This is a genomic window from Streptomyces sp. NPDC091682 (genome assembly GCF_044756625.1).
In the GTDB taxonomy this organism is placed as follows: domain Bacteria; phylum Actinomycetota; class Actinomycetes; order Streptomycetales; family Streptomycetaceae; genus Streptomyces.
Genome location: NZ_JBIVTH010000001.1, coordinates 734,556 through 753,597, shown reverse-complemented (window position 1 = coordinate 753,597; position 19,042 = coordinate 734,556). Strand labels below are relative to the sequence as shown.

Genomic DNA, 19,042 nt, shown 5'->3' with positions numbered 1-19,042 from the left:
GGCTGCAACGGGGACCGTTGTCATTACCCATAAGAGGCCTCTGACCTGCGGTGATGCCTGACCGGTGCCGGACCTTCCCGATCGTGGGAAGATCTGGTCATGGTCCAGCGCCCAAGTGTGCCGACCGCGCCCCAGCTCGTCCTGGTGACCGACTGGGGCGCCACCGAGATGGATCCCGACCGGATCTACCACGTCGGTCGGGACCCGCTGTGCGAGATCTGCCTCGACGACGCCCGCGTCTCCTGGCACCACGCGATCCTGCGCCCGGACGGCGACCACTGGACGCTGGAGGACGAGGGCAGCACCAACGGCACCTTCGCCGACGGCCACCGCGTCCACGAGTGGAGCGTCGGCGTCGGCACGGAACTGCGCTTCGGCAGCGTCGACGACGGGCCGCGCGCCGCCGTCATCGGTCCCGCGCCGCCGCCCCCGCCCGCACCACCCCCCGCGCCCGGCACCGGCCGCCCCTCCCACGTCACGACCCCGGCCATGACCGGCACCTTCCGGCAGCCGACGACCGTACGGCCGCTGCCCGTCCGCACCGCCGTCCGCATCGGCCGCGCCCCCGACAGCGACCTCGTCGTCGACGACCTCACCGTGTCCCGCCGCCACGCCGAACTGCACGCCCTCGCCGACGGCAGCTACGAGATCGTCGACCTCGGCAGCCACAACGGCACCTACCTCAACGGCACCGCCGTGACCCGGGCCACCCCCGTCACCGAGGGCGACATCGTCGGCATCGGCCACTCGGTCTTCTGCCTCGTCGGCGACCAGCTCCAGGAGTTCGTGGACACCGGCGAGGTCTCCCTCGACGTCCAGGGCCTCACCGTCGCCGTCGACAACGGCCGCAAGACCCTCCTCGAGCAGGTCTCCTTCCCCGTGGGCGCCAAATGCCTGCTCGCCGTCGTGGGCCCCAGCGGAGCCGGCAAGTCCACCCTGCTCGGCGCGCTGACCGGCCTGCGCCCCGCCGACCACGGCACCGTCCTGTACGACGGCCGCGACCTCTACCGCGACTACGCCGAGCTGCGCAGCCGCATCGGCCTCGTCCCGCAGGACGACATCCTGCACTCCCAGCTCACCGTCCGGCGCGCCCTCACCTATGCCGCCGAACTGCGCTTCCCGCAGGACACCGCCAAGGCCGAACGCCAGGCCCGGGTCGACGAGGTGATCCGCGAACTCGGCCTCGAACAGCGTGCCGACCTGCCCATCCACAGCCTCTCCGGAGGCCAGCGCAAACGCGTCTCCGTCGCCCTGGAACTGCTCACCAAGCCCTCCCTGCTCTTCCTGGACGAGCCCACCTCCGGACTCGACCCCGGAATGGACCGTTCGGTGATGAACACGCTGCGCGAACTCGCCGACGACGGCCGCACGGTCATCGTCGTCACCCACAGCGTGCTCAACCTCGAAGGCTGCGACCGCCTCCTCGTCCTCGCGCCCGGTGGGCGCATCGCCTACTACGGTCCTCCCGGGGAGGCCCTCGACTTCTTCGGCTTCGAACAATGGCCCGAGGCCTTCGAAGCCTTCGAGAACCAGCGCGAGCGCGACTGGGCCGGGGAGTACCGGGCCTCGCCGCTGCACCGGCGCAACGTCGACGTCACCGCCGGCCGGCTCCCGCTCACGGCGCAGGCCGAACGGGCCGCCGGGGTCCCCCCGCAGCCGCCGCCCAAGGCCCAGAGCTGGGGCTCCCAGCTCTCCACCCTGATCCGCCGGTACGCCGCCGTGCTCAGGTCCGACCGCACCTTCCTGGTCATCATGGTCGCGCTGCCGTTCGTCATGGGCGCCATGACCCGCGCGCTGGCCGGCAACACCCTCAACGCCGAAACGGCGCTGAACGCCCTGTTCATCCTGTGCGTCGGCGGAGTCCTGATCGGCGCCGCCAACGCGGTGCGCGAACTCGTCAAGGAACGCGTGATCTACCAGCGCGAGCGTTCCGTCGGCCTGTCCCGGTCTGCCTACCTGATGTCCAAGATCGTGGTCCTCGGCGCGATCACCGTCGCCCAGGCCGTGGTCCTCACCCTCGTGGGCCTCGCCGGAGTCACCATCAACGCCCCGGGTGGCCGGGGCAACTTCATGCCACCGCTCCTGGAGATCACCCTCGCCGTCGCCCTGCTGTCCCTCACCGCGATGGTGCTCGGCCTACTGATCTCCGCCCTGGTGACCAAGGAGGAGGTCACCATGCCGCTGCTGGTCCTCCTCACGATCGTCCAGGTCGTCTTCTGCGGCTCCCTGTTGAAACTCACCGGCGTCCCCGTCATCGAACAACTGGCCTGGTTCGTGCCGGCCCGGTGGGCCATGGGAGCCATGGCGGGCACCATCGACCTCGGCGCCATCGTGCCCGGCAAGATCACCCAGGACCCGCTGTTCGATCACGAGGCCCACCTCTGGCTCCTCGAAATGGGCATGCTCGTCGTCCTGTCCGTGCTGTTCGGCGTGCTGGTCGCCCGGCTGCTGCGCCGCCACGAGCCGACCGTCATGCGGAAGTAGGCCCCATGAGCAGCCCGCTGGGTCAACCCGGAGGCGAGGTGGAGGGCTTCCGGCCCACCCATGTGGTGCCCCAGGAGGGACTGTCCGCCTGGGAGGGGCCCGACGTCAGCCGGCCGACCGTGCCCCTGGACCCGTTCCTCCCCGTGCAGCTGCTGTCCCGGCGCGGGGAGTGGGGGGAGGTCCTGTGCGCCAACGGATGGTCCGCCTGGGTGGACGGGCGGCTGCTGGTCGCCGTACCGCACCCGCCACCGACGGCCGGCGGACGGCCCCCGGTCCGCTCCGAGGACCCGCGGCCGCTGCTCACGCGCGGCTCCGAGGCCCTGGACCGCTACCGGCGGGCCGTGGACGAGCTCGCCTCGGGACGGATCGACGCTGACGCCTTCCGCCGCTCGCTGCGCGGGCTGCGGGCCGGCGTGGTCATCGACGGGGAGTCGGTGTGGCTCTACGACGAGAAGTCGGGCCGGTGGCTGTACGACGACGGGGACCGCATGTCGACCTACGCGGTCGTCGCCGGCCCGGGCGGCCCGTCCGCGCCCGAACCCGGGCCACGGCAACCGCCCGCGGAAACGACTCCGGCCGGCGGGGCACCCGTACGGCGGGAACCGCCCCCCACCGATGCGGTCGGAATCCCACGAGAAGAGCCCGGGGACCGGTCCGAACCGGCGGTGGCCCATGACCCGACCCGGATCGTGGAGACCCGCGACCCCGGGGGCGGCTGACGGTGGACGAGGAACGGGCGAAGCCCGCCGGCGGGTCCCCCACGGACCTGCGCGGGAAGCAGATCGCCGGCTACCTGGTGGAGAGCGAGATCGGGCGCGGCGGCATGGCCGTCGTCTACGAGGCGCGGGACCTGCGCCTCGACCGGCGGGTGGCGTTGAAACTGTTGGCCCCCGAGCTGGCCCGGAACGACACCTTCAGACAGCGGTTCGCCCACGAGTCGAAGGTGGCCGCGGCCATCGAGCACCCGCACATCGTGCCCGTGTTCGAGGCGGGGGAGGCGGACGGACTGCTCTACATCGCCATGCGCCTCGTCGAGGGACCGGACCTGCGGGTGATGCTGGACCGGACGGGCCCGCTGCCGGTGGAGACGGCCGCGCGGATCGCCGGCCAGGTGGCCTCCGCGCTGGACGCCGCACACGCCCACGACCTGGTCCACCGGGACGTGAAGCCGGGCAACATCCTGATCGCCCCGGGCACGGACCGGGACCATCCGGAACACGCCTACCTCACGGACTTCGGGCTGACGAAGAAATCGCTGTCGCTGACCGGGTTCACGACCGACGGGCAGTTCGTCGGCACCCTGACCTACGTGGCGCCGGAACAGATCTCGGGGAAGCCGGTGGACGGCCGCTGCGACGTCTACAGCCTGGGGTGCGTCGTCTACGAGGCCCTCGCCGGGGAACCGCCCTTCCAGCGCGACGACGACATCGCCCTGCTGTGGGCCCACCAGTACGACGCCCCGCCCGCGCTGAGCTCGCGGCGGCCGGGACTGCCGGAGGAGGCGGACGCGGTCCTGGCGAAGGCGCTGGCCAAGTCGCCGGACGACCGGTGGAACAGCTGCCTGGAGTTCACCGGGGCCCTGCGGCGGGCGGGGGAGGGCGGCCGACCACCGGGGGAGGCGGGCGAGGCGGAGGACGGGGCGGGGCGGGCCGCGCACCCGGACCTGCCCGCCCCGCCTCCGGTGCCGCGGTGGGCGCTGCCGGTGTTCAACCGGCCGGCGCCCGGGGGAACGGCCTGAGCCGCTCCCGGCCCGCTCGAGCTGTTCGGCCTGTTCGGCCTGCTCGGCCTACCCGGGTGCCGCGCGGGTCGTGGCGGCCGGTTCGTCGACCCGGCCGCCGCGGTGCAGTGGACGGGCCAGCAGGGCGCCCAGGAACCCCGCCACCGCGCCCCACAGCAGCCCGAGACCGACGTTGCGCCACAGCACGGGCTGCAAGTTGACCTGGCCGCCGAGGCCGTCCACGTCGCCGATGCCCAGCAGGGAGAGGCCGAACTGGGCCTGGATCCGGCCCAGCAGGCAGACCGTCAGGGTCGCCAGGGCGAGGGCCACGCCCAAGTGGAGGGCGTGCTGCCAGGGGCGGACGTGGGCGGGGGAGCGTACGGCCGCCAGTACGCCCGTGCCGAGCAGCAGGACGGCGGCCACCGCCACCAGCCACCACGCCCGGGAGTCCTGCTCCGCGAGCGCGGACACGTCGATCCGGGACGGGTCGGAGCCGCGCAGGACCTGGTCCAGCAGCTGCGGCATCGGTAGTCCGAAGGGCCCCTCGACGTTGCCCTCCCAGGCGCCGCCGAAGCCCAGGGTGAGCGCGAGCCAGACGAGGTTCGGCAGCCCGAGCAGGATCACGGCCAGGGTCCGGTCGGCATGGCCCTGGGTGGCGGCCACGACCACGCCGACCCCGATGCCGAGGACGACGTAGGCGAGGAGCAGCAGCATCGTGGCGAAGGCGGCGGGGCGCAGCGCCGTGTGGAAGCGGACCAGTCGGGCCGGGAGCGGGGCGCGCCGCGAGACCAGTAGGGCGATCACCAACAGGCCGAGGATCCACAGCAGTCCGTACAGGAGCGTGGCCGGCAGGTCGGCCTCGAAGCCCACCGTGGGCGCGGAGTCCAGGAGTTCGGTGATGGTCCCGATGGGGGAGTCGCCGGTGGAGATGCCGAAGGTCTCGCGGGCGAGGAAGGCGGCGCCGGTCAGGGCGAGCAGCCACAGCACGACCAACGGGACTGCACGGCCGATGAGTTCGCGGGGCCGGGCCACGGCCCGGTTGTGCAGGGGGCGCAGGAAGAGGTAACCGGTCACGAGGGCGCCCGCCAGACTCACCGAGAGCGGGACCACCGACAGGTTCACGTCCGCGCCCGCCAGCGAACCGGCACCGGCCGACACGTCCAGCGAACCGCCCGCCGCCATCACCACGACGGCGGCGACCACATGCGGGAACGCGCCGCCCGGGAGGCCGCCCGCGCCCGCGCACATCAGCCCGGCGGCGGCGACCGCGGTCATCACCACGAATCCCGCGACGACGGCTACGAGGGCGTCCCGCCATGCCCTCGCGGAGCCCCCCGACGATGACGATTCCGGCGTCCGACTCACCCTGCCACCGTGACATCCCCGGCTTGCGGGCACCACCCGGACGGCGCACACAATGGTCCCCGGGGAACTCACTCCTCCTGGGAAGAAGAGCCCGTGACCACACAACCGTCCGGCCGACCGCCGTCTTCAGGGCGCCCCACCGGGCCGCCCTCGGGCCCGCTCTCGGGCGGCCAGCAGGGGTCTCCGCCACCGCCGCCGCCGTCGGCGCCGCCGGGTGGCCCTGGTGGGCCGGCGGGGCCGGGCGGGCCCGGAGGCCCGGGGCAGGGTGGGGCCGGTGGGCCCTGGTGGCGCTCCGTGCCACGGCTCGTCACCGCGCTGGTCGCGGTGGCGGCGGTCGTGGCCCTGGCCGTGGTCCTGACCCGGCCCACCGGGAAGGCCGACAACGCCGGCGGCGAGGTGTTCCTCCAGCCGGTCGCCGCCTCCGGTCCCGATCCCTTCACGGAGTCCACGGTGGTGAAGGACGCGCCGCCCCCGCCGGAGAGCCCGCCGCCCTCTCCCCAGGGCACGGCCAGTCCGAGCGCAAGCCCGACCGGGCCGGTGGGTACCAGGAGCGTCAGCGGTTCGGCGCCGGGCGTGTACGGCGGCACCCGGAACGTCGCCAGCTGTGACGTCGAGAAGCTGATCGGATCGCTGGGAGCCGACCCCGCCAAGAACGCGGCCTTCGCCCAGGCGCAGGGCATCCAGCCGGCCGCGGTTCCCGGTTACCTCCGCTCCCTCACCTCGGTGCAGCTGCGGTTCGACACCCGGGTGACGAACCACAGCTACCGGGACGGCAAGCTCGTCCCCTACCAGGCCGTGCTGCAGGCCGGGACGGCCGTGCTGGTGGACGACCGGGGAGTGCCGCGCGTGCGCTGCGCGTGTGGCAACCCGCTCGGTCCGCCGGTGCCGCTCAAGGCCTCCCCGAAGCGTTTCGGGCAGACGTGGCCCTCGTACCAGCCGGCGAAGGTGGTGGCCATCGCACCGGCCCCGACCGTCGTCAACAAGATCGTGATCTACGACCACCGCGACAACCAGTGGTACGAGCGCCCCAAGGGCGGCGACCACCAGGGCAAGCCCAAGCCCGACAGGCCGATCCCGCCGCCGCCCGTCCCGACGCCGCCGCTCACGCCGCCCCCGTCGGCGACGACCCCGAACCCGACCCTGACCTCGCCGAGGCCGACCGTGTCCGGGACGTCCCCGACCCCGAGCACGTCCGTGACGACGCCGCCGTCGAAGTCGCCCACGAAGTCCCCGTCCGAGTCGCCTTCGAAGTCTCCGTCGAAGTCGCCCTCGGAGTCCCCGTCGAAGTCCCCTTCGGAGTCTCCGTCCGAGTCACCGAAGAAGTCTCCGTCAGAATCCCCGTCGGAGTCACCGAAGAAGTCCCCTTCCGAGTCACCGTCGAAGACCCCGGCCGAGTCACCTTCGACGGCGCCGTCGAAGTCGTCCGAGGAGTCGAAGTCACCCTCGAAGCCGGCTTCGGAGACGCCTTCGAAGCCGCCCTCCGAGCCGCCTGCGCAGTCACCGACGCCGAAGTCCGCACCTGCGACCCCCCCGTCCCCCACCGCTCTGACGTCTCCCACGTCGCCTGCGACGTCGAGGTCTTCCGCGCCGCGCCCGCCGACGTCGGCCGCTCCCGAGCGCCCGACCGCTCCGCCGCCGCCCTCCGCGCCGAAGACTTCTGAGCCGAAGCCGTCCGCGCCCCCGCCGCCGTCCGCTCCGCAGCAGGAACCGCCCCGGACGGCCCCCCAGAACGAGCCCGAGGGCCCGGCTCGGGAAAGCTGACCTCGACCGCTCACGTCCGTGACCGCGCCTCCTGCCCCGAGCGGTGAGGAGGCGCGGTCACGGAGCGCCGCCGCAGCGGACCGGTGATCAGGCGGAGCCGCGGCGCGCGAGTGCGTCGCCCGCGACGCCCACCGCGACGCCGAGGGCGATCATGACGACGTAGCTGTAGATCTCGTAGCCGTCGGGGGCGAGGAGCCGGAGGAAGCCCATGAAGCGGATCCAGCCGAGCCACTCGTGCAGCAGGCCGCTCGCGCCACCGACGGTGAGGATGAAGCACAGCGCACCCGTGACAGTGGCCAACGGGGACTTCGGCGAGGTGGAGGTCATGCTCCGACGCTAGGAGCCGGGCGCCGGGCCGGACATCGGCCTTTGGGCTCCTCAGCTCGTACTTAAGTATGCGATGCGGGGCGCGGGCGCCCGCTCCTGCGCCCGCCCGCGTAGATTTCCGGGGCATGCGCCGCATCCACCGCACTCGCCGGGACTGGGCCGCCGACCTGGCCCTCGTCCTCTTCGCCGCCTGTTTCGCCGCCGTCAGCTCGCAGTCCATTCCGGTCTCGGAGAGCCTCGGCCCGGGCTGGCGGGCCGCCGACCAGGTGGCCGGCGGGCTCGGGTGCGCGGCGGTCCTGCTGCGGCGGCGCGCGCCGGTCCAGTTGGCCGTGGCGCTGCTCCTGGCCGGCACCGTGGCGCACTACCTGACCGGACCGGCGATGGTGGCGGTGTTCACGGTGGCCGCGGCACGACCGTGGAAGGCCACGGCATGGGTGGCGGCCCTGGTCTTCGGACCGCTGCCCCTCTTCCTGTGGCAACTGCCGGACATGTCCGAGGAGCGGGCCGGTTCGGCCGTGACGTACTTCGCCCTGATCGCCGGAGCCATCGGCTGGGGGTTGTTCCGGCGGTCCCGGCAGCAGCTCATCGCCTCGCTGCGCGAGCGCGCCGAGTTGGCCGAGGCGGACGCGGAGTCGCGGGCCGAGCGCGCCCGGCTGGAGGCCAGGGAGGAGATCGCCCGCGAGATGCACGACGTGCTCGGCCACCGACTGTCCCTGCTCAGCGTGCACGCGGGCGCCCTGGAGTTCAATCCGGGCGCCCCGCGGGCGGAGATCGAGCGGGCCGCCGGGGTGATCCGCGAGAGCGCCCACCTGGCGCTGCACGACCTGCGCGAAGTGATCGGCGTCCTGCGGGCAGAGTCGGGAACGGGGCCCGCGGAGGGCGGCGAGCGCCCGCAGCCGGAACTGGCGGACCTCCCCCGACTGGTGGCGGAGGCGAGGGCGGCGGGCGGACGGATCGAGCTGGCCGGACCGCCCGAGGGGGCCGCGCCCCCGCCCCTGGTGGGGCGTACGGCGTACCGGATCGTGCAGGAGGCGTTGACCAACGTGCGCAAGCACGCGCCCGGCGCGGCCGCCGACGTGCGGGTCACCGGGAGCCCGGGCGACGGGCTGACGGTGGAGGTCCGCAACGCTCCGCCGCCCGGACCGGATCCCGCCCGGGCCGCGGTTCCCGCGCCGGCCGAAGGCGGCGGTCAGGGGTTGATCGGGCTGGCCGAACGCGCCCGGCTGGCCGGTGGGGAACTGACGGCCCTCCCCGCCGGCGACGGGTTCCGGGTGCGGGCCTGGCTACCCTGGCAGGGCTGACCGGGGGACGAGCACGAGACCGCGCAACACGAGACCGCGCAACACGAGACCACGAGACACGAAAGACGAGGCGCCGGTGATCCGCGTACTGCTGGTCGATGACGACGCGATCGTCCGGGCCGGGCTGCGCCTGATGCTGGGCGGCGCCCCGGACATCGAGCTGGTCGCGGAGGCCGCGGACGGGGCGGAGGTGCCCGATCTGGTCGCCGCGCACGGACCGCACCTGGTGCTGATGGACATCCGGATGCCCGGCGTCGACGGGCTGGCCGCCACCGAGCACCTCCGGGCGCGACCGGGAGCCCCGGAGGTGCTGGTCCTGACCACCTTCCACACCGACGCGCACGTCCTGCGCGCACTGCGGGCCGGAGCGGCCGGGTTCCTCCTCAAGGACACGCCGCCGCAGGAGATCGTGACGGCCATCCGGACGGTGGCCGCCGGGGACCCGGTGCTCTCCCCGGCCGTCACCCGCCGGCTCATCGACCAGGTGGCGGGCGACGTCGGCCAGGACACCCGGGCGACCGCCGCCCGTGCCCGGCTGGAGCTGCTGGCCGAACGCGAGCGGGAGGTGGCCCTGGCGGTCGGGCGGGGCCTGTCCAATGCGGAGATCGGACGGGAACTCCACCTGGCGCTGCCCACGGTGAAGACCCACGTGTCCCGGATCCTGACCCGGTTGGACCTCAACAACCGGGTCCAGATCGCCCTGTTGGTCCATGACGCGACCCTGTCCGACGGCGGACGGCGCTGAATCCCGCGGCCGTCGGCTCCTTGGCTGCCGCGGCGGTTCCTCCGCCGACCGCAGCGCCGGCGGTGCTCCCGCGGGAGTGTCGGGCCGGGCACGGAGGGTGGCCGGGCCTCCCGCAGGGACACCGGCGGGCGGGAGTGAGACCCTGGCTGCATGGCCCGTAGGGCAGAGAACTCCGACGTCGGCTGGCCCGCGCGGCCGGACACGAGCCTCGCGCTCAATCGCATGGGCACCTTCGACTGGGACCTCGACAGCGGTCGGATGCATCTCGATCCCACCGCCCTCGAGGTACTGGACCTGCGCCCGGACGAATACGACGGGACCCCCGGCGGGCTCCGGATCCGCCTCGCCCCCGGTGAAGAGGCCCGGCTCGACACCCGGGTCGCGCAGGCGATCAAGGACGGCCGGAGCCACTACGGCGCCTACGTCCGCAGCCGCCGGCGCGACGGCTCGCCTGCCTGGACCCACATCCAGGGGCACATCCTGCGGGACCCGTCCGGTCGCTCGTACCGCGTCATCGGGATCCTCCGCGACGCCGCCCACGACCCCGGCGAACCCGGTGCCGCCGGTGAGGAGATCGAGGGACGGCGCCGGATGACCGGCGTGGTGGAGCGGACCACCGCCATCCTCGCGCACGCCCGCACCGTCAACGACGTGACCGACGTCCTCAAGGACCCGCAGGCCCTCGGCCACCTCGGCGCCGTCAGCGTGATGCTGGGCGTCGTCGACGGCGGCCGCATCCACCTGGTCGCGGAGGGGCAGCTCGGCTCGTACGTGCCCGAGATCGAGTACACGCGGATCGACGCGCAGCTCCCGATGAGCGAGGCCGTACGCACCATGCAGTCGCTCTTCCTCGTCTCCCGGGAGGAGTTCCAGCAGGGCTACCCGGACCTGTGGCCGTACATCGAGCCGCTGTCCGTCCGCAGCGGCGTCTACCTCCCGCTGATCGCCCAGGGGCGGCCCATCGGGGCGCTCGGTCTGCTGTACGCGCGGGACGGCGATTTCACCGCCGAGGAGCGGAACCTGCTGATGGCGCTCGGCAGCGGCGTCGCGCAGAGCCTCCAGCGGGCCATCCTCTTCGAACAGGAGCACGACCTGGCCGAGGGGCTCCAGCGAGCCATGCTGCCGCGCCGGATCCCGGAGGTGCCGGGCGCGCGGATCGCCGTACGGTACCGGTCCGCGCGGATGGGCCGGGACATCGGCGGCGACTGGTACGACGTGGTCCCGCTCGGCGAGGGCCGGGTCGGGGTGATGATCGGCGACGTCGAGGGACACGACACGGACGCGGCCGCCGTCATGGGGCAGCTGCGCATCGTGATGCGCGCCTACATCGTCGAGGGGCACACGCCGGGCGCGGCGATGGCCCGGGCCTCGGCCTTCCTGCGCGAACTGGAGACGGAACGGTTCGCCACCTGTACGTACGCCGAGGTGGACCTGACCACCGGGATGGCCCGGATGGTCCGTGCCGGGCACATCGACCCCGTCGTGCGGCGCGGCGACGGCAGCGTCCACCGGGTTCAGGTGGCCGGCGGGTTGCCGCTCGGCCTGCCGCCCCGCGAGCAACCGGGGACCGGCTCGGGCTACCCCGTCACCAGCCTCGAACTGCACCCCGGGGACACCCTGCTGCTGTGCACCGACGGCCTGATCGAACGCCCCGGCGCCGAGCAGGACACCGGCATGAGGGAGTTCATGGCGGCGGTCCACAGCGGCCCGATCGACGTGGAGGAACTCGCCGACGTGCTGTGCGACCTGGTCGGCGACTCGGGCGGCGGGGACGACATGGCCATGCTCGTGCTGCGCCGCCGCGGCACCCCCACCGCGCGCGGCGGGGGTCCGCTGCAGCAGCGCCTGGAACCGGGCGATACGAAGGCCCCGGCGCTGGCCCGGCACCTGATCCGGGCGGCGGTGGCCGCCTGGGGAGCACGGCACCGGGCCGACGAGATCGAACTGGCCGCGGACGAGCTGATGACCAATGCCCTGGTCCACACGGACGGTGGCGGCCACGTCAGCATGCGGCTCACGGCCCAGGGACGGATCCGGATCGAGGTCGAGGACGGCAGCAGTGCCCTGCCGAGGCGGCGCGAGGCGGGCGACTGGGCGGTTTCGGGGCGCGGGCTGATGCTGGTGGACAGGCTCGCCGACGAGTGGGGCGTGGAGCCCCGGGGCGGTGGGAAGTGCGTCTGGTGCGAGTTCGCCCTGGCCGCCCCGGAGGACGCCGGCTGAAGACCGTCGGCCGCGGGCCGGGCGGCCCCGAGCCCGGTTCCGGTTCGCGCCGTCAGAGCCGTACCAGCGTGACCTCGGTGGCCTTCACGCTCGTCCACACCGCGGCGCCGTCCACGATGCCCAGTTCGGCCGCCGCGTCGGGGGTGATCTCGGCGACCAGGTCGGGCGCCTTCGCCGAGGCGATCAGCACGCGCAGCCGGCTGCCGACCGCGGTGATCTCCCGTACGGTGCCCGGCCAGACGTTGCGGGGACTGCCGCCCGGGCGGTCCCGGTGCACCGACACCGCCTCCGGAGCGATGATCGCCAGCGCCTTCGCCCCCTCGGGCAGCGTCTCCGCGACCACCAGCCGACCGCCCGCCACGAGGGCGAGCCCGTCGGCCGACGCAGTGCCCGGCCAGGCGTTGCGCCCCAACATGCGGGCGACCCACGGGGAGCGCGGATTGCGCGTGACCTCCGAGGGCGGTGCGTCCTGCAGGGCCCGGCCGTGGGCCAGTACGAGGACCCGGTCGGCCAGGGAGACGGCCTCGACGGGATCGTGGGTGACGATGAGGCAGACGCCGCCGAAGTCGGCCAGGTGGGTGCGCAGGGTGTGCCGGACCCGGGCCCGGGTGGTCTGGTCGAGCGCGGCCAGTGGTTCGTCCAGGAGCAGCAGGCGGGGGCGGGCGGCCAGCGCCCGCGCCAGTGCCACCCGTTGGGCCTGGCCGCCGGAGAGCTGGGCGGGCCTGCGGTCGGCGAGGTGCTGGACGCCCAGCCGGTTCAGCCAGGCCTGGGCCTCGCGGCGGGCCTGCGCGCGCGGCACCCCGCGGGCGCGCAGCCCGTACGCGGTGTTGGCCACGGCGGTCAGGTGCGGGAACAGCGCCCCGTCCTGCGGCACCCAGGCCACCTGGCGCTGGTGCGGGGGCAGGGTCGTCACGTCGTCGTCGCCGAGCCGCAGTTCGGCGTGGGCGCGCGGGGTGAGGCCGAGCAGGGCGCGCAGCAGGGTGGTCTTGCCGGCGCCGTTCTCGCCGACCACGGCGATGGTGGTGCCGGGTTCGGCGTCGAGGGTGAGCTCGTTGAAGCCCGTGACGGTGGCGTGCAGGGGCCAGCGACCGCCGTCGTGGGACGGCGCGGCGTCGCCGCCGTCGGTGACGGTGGTGCGGGCGTCGGAGGTGAGGGGCTCCTCGGGGACCGGCGTCGCAACGGCCTCGCGGGCCACCGGGGTGCCCGTCCAGCGTCCGCGCAGGGCGATCAGTACGGCCATGGCGATCGCGAGGAGCAGCAACGAGACGGAGGTGGCGGCCTCGGGCTTGTCCTGCAGCAGCAGGTACACCTGGAGCGGCAGGGTCTGGGTGGTGCCGGGCAGGTTGCCGGCGAAGGTGATGGTCGCCCCGAACTCGCCCAGCGCGCGGGCCCAGGTCAGCGCCGCACCGGCGATCAGGCCGGGGGCGACCATGGGCAGGGTCACCGTGAAGAACACCCGGACCGGCGAGGCGCCGAGCGAGGCGGCGGTCTCCTCGTAGCTCTGCTTGAGACCGCCGAGGGCGCCCTCGAGGCTGATCACCAGGAACGGCATGGCGACGAACGTGGCCGCGACCACGGCGCCCGACGTGTGGAAGGGCAGGGTGATCCCGAACGTGCCCTCCAGCCAGGGGCCGAGCAGTCCGCGCCGACCGAAGCCGAGGAGCAGGGCCACGCCGCCGACGGTCGGCGGCAGCACCATCGGCAGCAGGACGAGGGAGCGGACCAGGGCCTTGCCCTTGAACTCCACCCGGGCCAGCAGCCAGGCGAGCGGCACGCCGAGGAGCAGCGAGAGGGCCAGCGCCCACAAGGACACCAGGAGCGAGAGTTGCAGGGCCTCGACCACGCCGGGGCTGGTGAGGTGGGCGCCGAGTTCGCCCCACTGGGTGCGGACGAGGATGCCGATGAGCGGCAGCAGCAGGAACGCGACGGCGAGCAGCGCGGGGAGCGTCAGGGCCAGCGGGGGCCGGGTGCGACGGGCACGGGTACGGGCGCGTATGCCGCTGCGGGTGCCGGCTCGGCTGCGGAGTCTGCTCATCAGGGTTCCTGGCTGGGGTGTCGGCTGTGGGGGAAGCAGGGGCGGCCGGCGGGGGTTCGGGGCCCGTCCGCGAGAACGCCGAGAGGGGCTGCCTGTCCCCCCGGTTCAGGCAGCCCCTCAGGGGGTGTGGGTCCGTCCGGCGGTTACGCCTTCTGGAAGCCCGCGTCCTGGAGGATCTTCTGCGCCTCGGGGGTGCTCAGCCAGGCCACGAAGGCGGCCGCTTCCGTGGCGTTCTTGGACTGCTTCAGCGTGGCGGCCGGGTAGGAGGCCACGGCGTTCTGGTCGTCCGGGATCTCCACGGCGACGACCTTGTCGCCGGACTTGGCGGAGTCGGTCTTGTAGACGAGACCGGCGTCGGCCTCACCGAGCTCGACCTTGCTCAGGACGGCACGGACGTTGGGCTCCTGGGAGACCGGCTTCACCTCGATCTTCTGGGCGTCGAGGATCTGCTTGCTGTAGCGGCCGACGGGGACCTCGGGCGCGGCGAGCACGACCTTGATCTTGGTGTCGGCGAGGTCCTTGAGTTCGTCGATCTTGAACGGGTTGGCCTTGCCGGCCGCGATGACCAGGCGGTTCTTGGCGATGACGGTGGCGTCGCCGGTCTCGGCCTTCAGTCCGTCCATGGTCTTGGTGTCGGCGGTGACCAGAGCATCGGCCGGGGCGCCCTGCTTGACTTGGGCCGCGAGTTCCTGCGAACCGGCGAAGGAGAAGGTGATCTTCGTGCCGGGGCGGGTCTTCTGGTACTCCTCACCCGCGGTCTTGAAGACGTCGGTGAGGGAGGAGGCCGCCAGCACCGTGAGGTTCACGGCCTTCGGCTCGGGGATGGTCCCGGCGGCGGCCTTCTTGTCGTCGCTCTTGCCACAGGCGGCCAGCGGCACGAGCAGGGCGGCGGTCAGCACGGCGGCGGCGGTAGGGCGGCGGATCGTGGTCGGGGACATGAGCAGATGCTCCTCGGTCGGGTCGGCGGCCGGCCTTCTGCCGGAACCGCGCGGTGGTGACCCGCGCCGGTGACGGGCGGAGCGGGTGGGGACGTTCGGTGCTGTTGAGCGGGTGGTGCGGGGGGACCGCGGGTGGTCGGCGGGCGGCGCCGTCCGGATCAGGTGCGGTCGATGTGCACGCTGGTGGACTTCACGCGGGCGGTGGCCTGCATGCCGACCTCCAGCCCGAGCTCCTCGACGGCCTCACGGGTGAGTAGGGAGACCAGGCGGTGGGGACCTGCCTGGATCTCGACCTGGGCGGCCACGTCGCCGAGCTTGACGGCGGTGACGATGCCGGGAAAGGCATTGCGCGCCGAGGTGTACGGTTCCCCGTCCTCGAGGTGGGCGCCCTGGCCCACCTCGACGGAGAAGGCGGCCAGGTCGCGTCCGTCGATCAGGCGCCGGCCGCCTTCGTCGCGATGGGTTACGACCCGGCCGGCGTCGGCCCAGCGGCGGGCGGTGTCCGGGCTGACGCCCAGCAGACGCGCCGCCTGTCCGATGGTGTAGGACTGCATGGGCGACAACGTATGGGTACGTGTGGCGCATTTGCAATTCTCTTGGCCTGATCTCCATGGCAGATGCCATACTCCTTGGCGCATCTGCCAAAACTCGTTCCGTTCTGCCGGGCCCGGCTCGCTAGAGTCGGGGCATGGCTGATGAGGGAACGGGAACGGGCACGGTACGGGTCGACGCGTGGATCTGGTCCGTGCGCCTGACCAAGACCCGCTCGATCGCGGCGACCGCTTGCCGGGCGGGCCACGTGAAGGTCAACGGGGAGCGCGCCAAGCCGGCGCAGCCCGTGCGCGCGGGGGACGAGGTGCGCCTCTTCCACGCGGGGCGCGAGCGGATCGTCGTCGTCAAGCGGCCCGTGTCCAAGCGGGTCGGCGCCCCGATCGCCGCCGAATGCCTGATCGACAACAGCCCGCCGCCGCCCACGCCCGTGGAGGCCGCCGTGGTCGGCATCCGCGACCGGGGAGCCGGCCGTCCGACGAAGCGCGAGCGCCGCGAGATCGAAACCCTCCGCGGACGTCCGTAGGGCCGTCCCCGCAGGGGCCCGGTCGGCCTGCCCGCGGTGCCCGCCGGTTGGGCCCACCGGCCGGTCGGGCTCGTCCCACGGACGTGCCTTCGGTCGGTCGGGGCGTCGGCTCGGTCAGACCTTGCGGTACGTGTACGCGTCGGCGGCGGACGCCGCGACCGCCGCCAGCGGCGCTCCGGTGGACGCGGTCACCACCGCCGCCACTGCGCCCTCGACGAACGGTGCGTCCAACAGCAGGGAACCCGGCGGGAGTTCGTCCTCCATCAGGAGGGCCTTCACCGTCAGCACCGAGCTGCCCAGATCGGCCAGCAGGGCCACCCCGGCACCCCGGTCCACCTCGCGGGCGGCCGTGAGGATCCGCTCCGCGCTCGTGCCGAGCCCACCGACCGCCGTGCCGCCCGCCGCGGCCAACGGGGCCACGGGGCCGCCGGCCGCCAGCTCGCGGGCCAGCTCCGCCACCGCCTCCGCGACCCGCGCGCTGTGCGACACCAGCACGATGCCGACCAGGGCCGGGCCGGGTGCGGATCCGGGGCCGGAGCCGGAAGGGGAGTCGGGCGCCGCGTGCCCGCCCGTCACCGTGCGCCCGCCGGTTCCGCCACGTCCGCCAGCGTCCCCAGCAGCAGCGCCGATGAGGTCGCCCCGGGATCCTGGTGGCCGATGCTCCGCTCGCCCAGATAGCTGGCCCGCCCCTTGCGCGCCCGCATCGGAACCGTCGCCAGCGCCCCGTCCTGCGACGCGTTCCCGGCCGCCCGGTACGACGTGCCCAGTGCGGCCACTCCCGGCACCAGCGCGTCCAGCATCGTCTTGTCCCCGGGAGCCGCCCCGCCCAGCTGCGCCACCGCCGCGACCCCCTGCGACAGGGCCTCGCGCAGCTCCGCGTCGGACACCTCGGCCGACTCCCCGAGCGCCTTGCCCGTGCGCCGCAGCAAGGTTCCGTACAGCGGTCCCGACGCCCCGCCGACCGTCCCGATCAGCGTCCTCCCGGACAGTTGGAGCACCGCTCCCGGCGTCGCCGCCGTCGGTTCCGTCTCCAGGGCGGCGATCACGGCCGTGAACCCCCGCAGCAGATTGCTCCCGTGGTCGGCGTCGCCGATGGGGGAGTCGAGCTCGGTCAGCCGGTCCGCCTCCCGCTCCACCGCGGCCGCGGCGGCCACCATCCAGCGCCGGAAGAACTCTGCGTCACGCACCGGATCTCCTCGCCTCGCACCCGTCAGGCCGGTTCCACCGACACCATACGTTCACAGACCCCAGCGCAGCGCCGCGGTCCGGACGGGCGCGTCCCACAGCCGCAGCACCTCCTCGTCCGCCCGGCACAGGGTCACCGAACACCCCGCCATGTCCAGCGACGTGACGTAGTTTCCGACGAGCGCCCGCGCCACCGGCACCCCGCGCTCGGCCAGTACCCGCGCCACCTCCGCGTGGAACCCGTACAGCTCCAGCAGCGGTGTCGCTCCCATCCCGTTGACCAGTGCCAGCACCGGCCCGTCGGCCGGACCGATCTGGGCCAGCTCCTCCAGTACGGCGCCCACCGCGACCTCGGCGATCTCCCGCGCCGACATCATCGGGCGGCGCTCCCGGCCCGGTTCGCCGTGGATGCCGATGCCCAACTCCAGCTCCCCGTCCGGCAGGTCGAAGGTCGGGCTGCCCTTCGCGGGAGTGGTGCACGCGCTCAGCGCCACCCCGAAGCTCCGCGAGCACGCATCGACCTGCCGGGCGAGCGCGGCGACCCGCTCCAGCGGAGCGCCCTCCTCGGCGGCCGCTCCGGCGATCTTCTCGACGAACAGGGTGGCACCGGTGCCGCGGCGCCCGGCGGTGAACAGGCTGTCGGTCACCGCGACGTCGTCGTCGACCAGGACGCGCTCGATCCGCAGGCCGTCCTCCTCGGCGAGTTCGGCGGCCATCTCGAAGTTCAGCACGTCCCCGGTGTAGTTCTTGACGACGAACAGCACCCCCTGGCCGGAGTCCACCGCCGCGGCCGCCCGCACCATCTGTTCGGGCACCGGCGACGTGAACACCTCGCCCAAGCAAGCGGCCGACAGCATCCCGTACCCCACGAACCCGGCGTGCAGCGGTTCGTGCCCGGATCCGCCCCCGGACACCACCCCGACCCGCCCGCCCGACCGGGCGTCCCGCCGTGCGACCACCCGCCGCTCCACGTCGACGTCCAGCTCGGGATGGGCGGCCGCCATCCCGCGCAGGGCGTCGGTGACCACGGTCTGCGGGCTGTTGATCAGCATCGTCATGCCACTCCATCCGGTCCTTCGGCGGGTGTTCGGCTCGGGCCGGACCACCGGCGGACCCTCGCGGGCGGTCCGTCCGTCGCCACGATACGAGGCCGGGCGGCCGACCGGGAGGAAGCCGTGGCGCGAACCCGTGGCGCGAACCCGTGGTGCGAACCCGTGGTGCGAACCCGCGCCGGTCCCGCGCGCGGGGGCGAGGCCGGTGTCAACCGTCGACGCCCTCGAAGGGCCAGGCCTGGATGTCGCGGTAGTGGATGGGGCCGGGGCCGCGGCCGGTGTTGCTCCCGACGAGGTGCAGGCGCCGGGTCTCCCACGGGCGGCCGGTGAACGCGTCGAGTCCGGTGGCCGCCTCCACCGCGCTGGTGGTGTCGTGGCGGCGGGAGCGGGCCAGCGTCAGGTGGGGGCGCAGGGGCCGGCCGTGGAAGGGGATGCCGCAGTCGGTGACCGCGGCGCGCACCTCGGAGGCGAGGAGGTGCAGCCCTTCGAGGTCTCCGTCGATCCCGGTCCACAGGACCCGCTCGTCGAAGTGCCCGCCGCCGCGCAGCGCCAGCCGCAAGGGCCGCCGGGCCCGGGCCAGCTCCGCGAGCGGCGGCCGCAGGAGTTCGAGGGCGGTCACCGGGAGCTCGCCGAGGAAGGCCAGGGTGATGTGCCAGTCCTCGATGCGGTTCCAGCGCATGCGCGGGTACGCGGCGTAGGCCGGCCGCAGCCGTTGTTCCAGCTCTTCCTTCGCGTCGTCGGGCGGGGCCAGCGCTATGAACACGCGGACGGTCGCTGCCTGGGTCTTTTCGTTCACGAGGTCTTCGTATCCTGTCCGGGCACGTTCCGTCACCTTCT

Annotated in this window: 16 protein-coding genes and 1 pseudogene; 8 read left to right on the top strand and 9 right to left on the bottom strand. The window is 73.7% G+C overall.

Translation table 11 applies throughout. The annotated features are described in order from the left end of the window. Positions 1-99: 99 nt before the first annotated feature. The 3 genes from ACIQK6_RS03650 to ACIQK6_RS03640 are packed head-to-tail and all read left to right on the top strand — an operon-like array spanning position 100 to position 4,222. Complete coding sequence (locus tag ACIQK6_RS03650; RefSeq protein WP_329105327.1) at positions 100-2,484, top strand: FHA domain-containing protein; 2,385 nt, start codon at positions 100-102, stop codon at positions 2,482-2,484. A 5-nt stretch (positions 2,485-2,489) separates the two neighbouring features. Beyond that, on the top strand, positions 2,490-3,203 hold the full coding sequence (locus ACIQK6_RS03645) for a hypothetical protein (protein ID WP_329105329.1): 714 nt from the start codon (positions 2,490-2,492) through the stop codon (positions 3,201-3,203). Positions 3,204-3,205: 2 nt separating this feature from the next. After that, positions 3,206-4,222, top strand: a complete 1,017-nt coding sequence (locus tag ACIQK6_RS03640; protein WP_402694217.1) for a serine/threonine-protein kinase — start codon at positions 3,206-3,208, stop codon at positions 4,220-4,222. A gap of 48 nt (positions 4,223-4,270) precedes the next feature. Here ACIQK6_RS03640 and ACIQK6_RS03635 read toward each other — a convergent pair whose 3' ends face one another. Further along, positions 4,271-5,566, bottom strand: coding sequence for a streptophobe family protein (locus tag ACIQK6_RS03635; RefSeq protein ID WP_329105333.1), 1,296 nt, complete (start codon positions 5,564-5,566; stop codon positions 4,271-4,273). 93 nt (positions 5,567-5,659) lie between these two features. Here ACIQK6_RS03635 and ACIQK6_RS03630 point away from each other — a divergent pair. Continuing rightward, positions 5,660-6,892: pseudogene (locus ACIQK6_RS03630) on the top strand (DUF6777 domain-containing protein); the annotation flags it as partial. 522 nt (positions 6,893-7,414) lie between these two features. Here ACIQK6_RS03630 and ACIQK6_RS03625 read toward each other — a convergent pair. After that, positions 7,415-7,654, bottom strand: coding sequence for a hypothetical protein (locus ACIQK6_RS03625; RefSeq protein WP_402694216.1), 240 nt, complete (start codon positions 7,652-7,654; stop codon positions 7,415-7,417). Positions 7,655-7,779: 125 nt separating this feature from the next. On the opposite strand from ACIQK6_RS03625, the gene ACIQK6_RS03620 reads away from it, so the two are divergent. The 3 genes from ACIQK6_RS03620 to ACIQK6_RS03610 all read left to right on the top strand — a co-directional run bounded on the left by ACIQK6_RS03620 (position 7,780) and on the right by ACIQK6_RS03610 (position 11,920). Next, the gene (locus ACIQK6_RS03620; protein ID WP_329105338.1) at positions 7,780-8,955 is read left to right on the top strand and encodes a histidine kinase; all 1,176 of its coding nucleotides are present in this window, start codon (positions 7,780-7,782) and stop codon (positions 8,953-8,955) included. A 133-nt stretch (positions 8,956-9,088) separates the two neighbouring features. Beyond that, a complete protein-coding gene (locus ACIQK6_RS03615; protein WP_402694288.1) occupies positions 9,089-9,700 on the top strand; it encodes a response regulator in 612 nt (203 codons plus the stop codon). A gap of 150 nt (positions 9,701-9,850) precedes the next feature. Continuing rightward, positions 9,851-11,920, top strand: a complete 2,070-nt coding sequence (locus ACIQK6_RS03610) for a SpoIIE family protein phosphatase (protein WP_329105343.1) — start codon at positions 9,851-9,853, stop codon at positions 11,918-11,920. 52 nt (positions 11,921-11,972) lie between these two features. Here the strand turns inward: ACIQK6_RS03610 and ACIQK6_RS03605 are convergent, their stop codons facing one another. From ACIQK6_RS03605 to ACIQK6_RS03595, 3 genes are all read right to left on the bottom strand, one after another. Then, positions 11,973-13,955, bottom strand: a complete 1,983-nt coding sequence (locus ACIQK6_RS03605; RefSeq protein ID WP_329105345.1) for an ABC transporter permease — start codon at positions 13,953-13,955, stop codon at positions 11,973-11,975. Positions 13,956-14,098: 143 nt separating this feature from the next. After that, on the bottom strand, positions 14,099-14,893 hold the full coding sequence (modA, locus tag ACIQK6_RS03600) for a molybdate ABC transporter substrate-binding protein (protein ID WP_329105347.1): 795 nt from the start codon (positions 14,891-14,893) through the stop codon (positions 14,099-14,101). 158 nt (positions 14,894-15,051) lie between these two features. Next, entirely contained in the window at positions 15,052-15,447 is a 396-nt protein-coding gene (locus ACIQK6_RS03595; RefSeq protein ID WP_030730138.1) for a molybdopterin-binding protein, read from the bottom strand. A gap of 134 nt (positions 15,448-15,581) precedes the next feature. Between ACIQK6_RS03595 and ACIQK6_RS03590 the strand changes: the two genes are divergently transcribed. Continuing rightward, positions 15,582-15,968, top strand: a complete 387-nt coding sequence (locus ACIQK6_RS03590; protein WP_327387022.1) for an RNA-binding S4 domain-containing protein — start codon at positions 15,582-15,584, stop codon at positions 15,966-15,968. Positions 15,969-16,082: 114 nt separating this feature from the next. On the opposite strand, the gene ACIQK6_RS03585 is transcribed toward ACIQK6_RS03590, so the two are convergent. The 4 genes from ACIQK6_RS03585 to thpR form a co-directional block, all read right to left on the bottom strand. After that, a complete protein-coding gene (locus ACIQK6_RS03585; RefSeq protein WP_329108176.1) occupies positions 16,083-16,475 on the bottom strand; it encodes a PTS fructose transporter subunit IIA in 393 nt (130 codons plus the stop codon). A gap of 65 nt (positions 16,476-16,540) precedes the next feature. Continuing rightward, the gene (gene dhaL / locus ACIQK6_RS03580; RefSeq protein ID WP_329105349.1) at positions 16,541-17,155 is read right to left on the bottom strand and encodes a dihydroxyacetone kinase subunit DhaL; all 615 of its coding nucleotides are present in this window, start codon (positions 17,153-17,155) and stop codon (positions 16,541-16,543) included. Positions 17,156-17,206: 51 nt separating this feature from the next. Then, positions 17,207-18,211 (bottom strand): dihydroxyacetone kinase subunit DhaK, encoded by a 1,005-nt coding sequence (gene dhaK, locus ACIQK6_RS03575; protein ID WP_329105351.1) that lies wholly within the window; start codon positions 18,209-18,211, stop codon positions 17,207-17,209. 202 nt (positions 18,212-18,413) lie between these two features. Then, entirely contained in the window at positions 18,414-19,001 is a 588-nt protein-coding gene (gene thpR, locus ACIQK6_RS03570) for an RNA 2',3'-cyclic phosphodiesterase (RefSeq protein ID WP_329105353.1), read from the bottom strand. Between the last annotated feature and the right edge of the window lie 41 nt (positions 19,002-19,042).

What these genes read in the sequence shown, in the direction of transcription:
- ACIQK6_RS03595 (WP_030730138.1), bottom strand. Translation starts at nt 15,447, where the DNA reads ATGCAGTCCTACACCATCGGACAGGCGGCGCGTCTGCTGGGCGTCAGC.
- ACIQK6_RS03625 (WP_402694216.1), bottom strand. Translation starts at nt 7,654, where the DNA reads ATGACCTCCACCTCGCCGAAGTCCCCGTTGGCCACTGTCACGGGTGCG.
- ACIQK6_RS03620 (WP_329105338.1), top strand. Translation starts at nt 7,780, where the DNA reads ATGCGCCGCATCCACCGCACTCGCCGGGACTGGGCCGCCGACCTGGCC.
- modA (WP_329105347.1), bottom strand. Translation starts at nt 14,893, where the DNA reads ATGTCCCCGACCACGATCCGCCGCCCTACCGCCGCCGCCGTGCTGACC.
- ACIQK6_RS03605 (WP_329105345.1), bottom strand. Translation starts at nt 13,955, where the DNA reads ATGAGCAGACTCCGCAGCCGAGCCGGCACCCGCAGCGGCATACGCGCC.
- ACIQK6_RS03610 (WP_329105343.1), top strand. Translation starts at nt 9,851, where the DNA reads ATGGCCCGTAGGGCAGAGAACTCCGACGTCGGCTGGCCCGCGCGGCCG.
- ACIQK6_RS03590 (WP_327387022.1), top strand. Translation starts at nt 15,582, where the DNA reads ATGGCTGATGAGGGAACGGGAACGGGCACGGTACGGGTCGACGCGTGG.
- ACIQK6_RS03615 (WP_402694288.1), top strand. Translation starts at nt 9,089, where the DNA reads ATGCTGGGCGGCGCCCCGGACATCGAGCTGGTCGCGGAGGCCGCGGAC.
- dhaK (WP_329105351.1), bottom strand. Translation starts at nt 18,211, where the DNA reads ATGACGATGCTGATCAACAGCCCGCAGACCGTGGTCACCGACGCCCTG.
- ACIQK6_RS03650 (WP_329105327.1), top strand. Translation starts at nt 100, where the DNA reads ATGGTCCAGCGCCCAAGTGTGCCGACCGCGCCCCAGCTCGTCCTGGTG.
- ACIQK6_RS03645 (WP_329105329.1), top strand. Translation starts at nt 2,490, where the DNA reads ATGAGCAGCCCGCTGGGTCAACCCGGAGGCGAGGTGGAGGGCTTCCGG.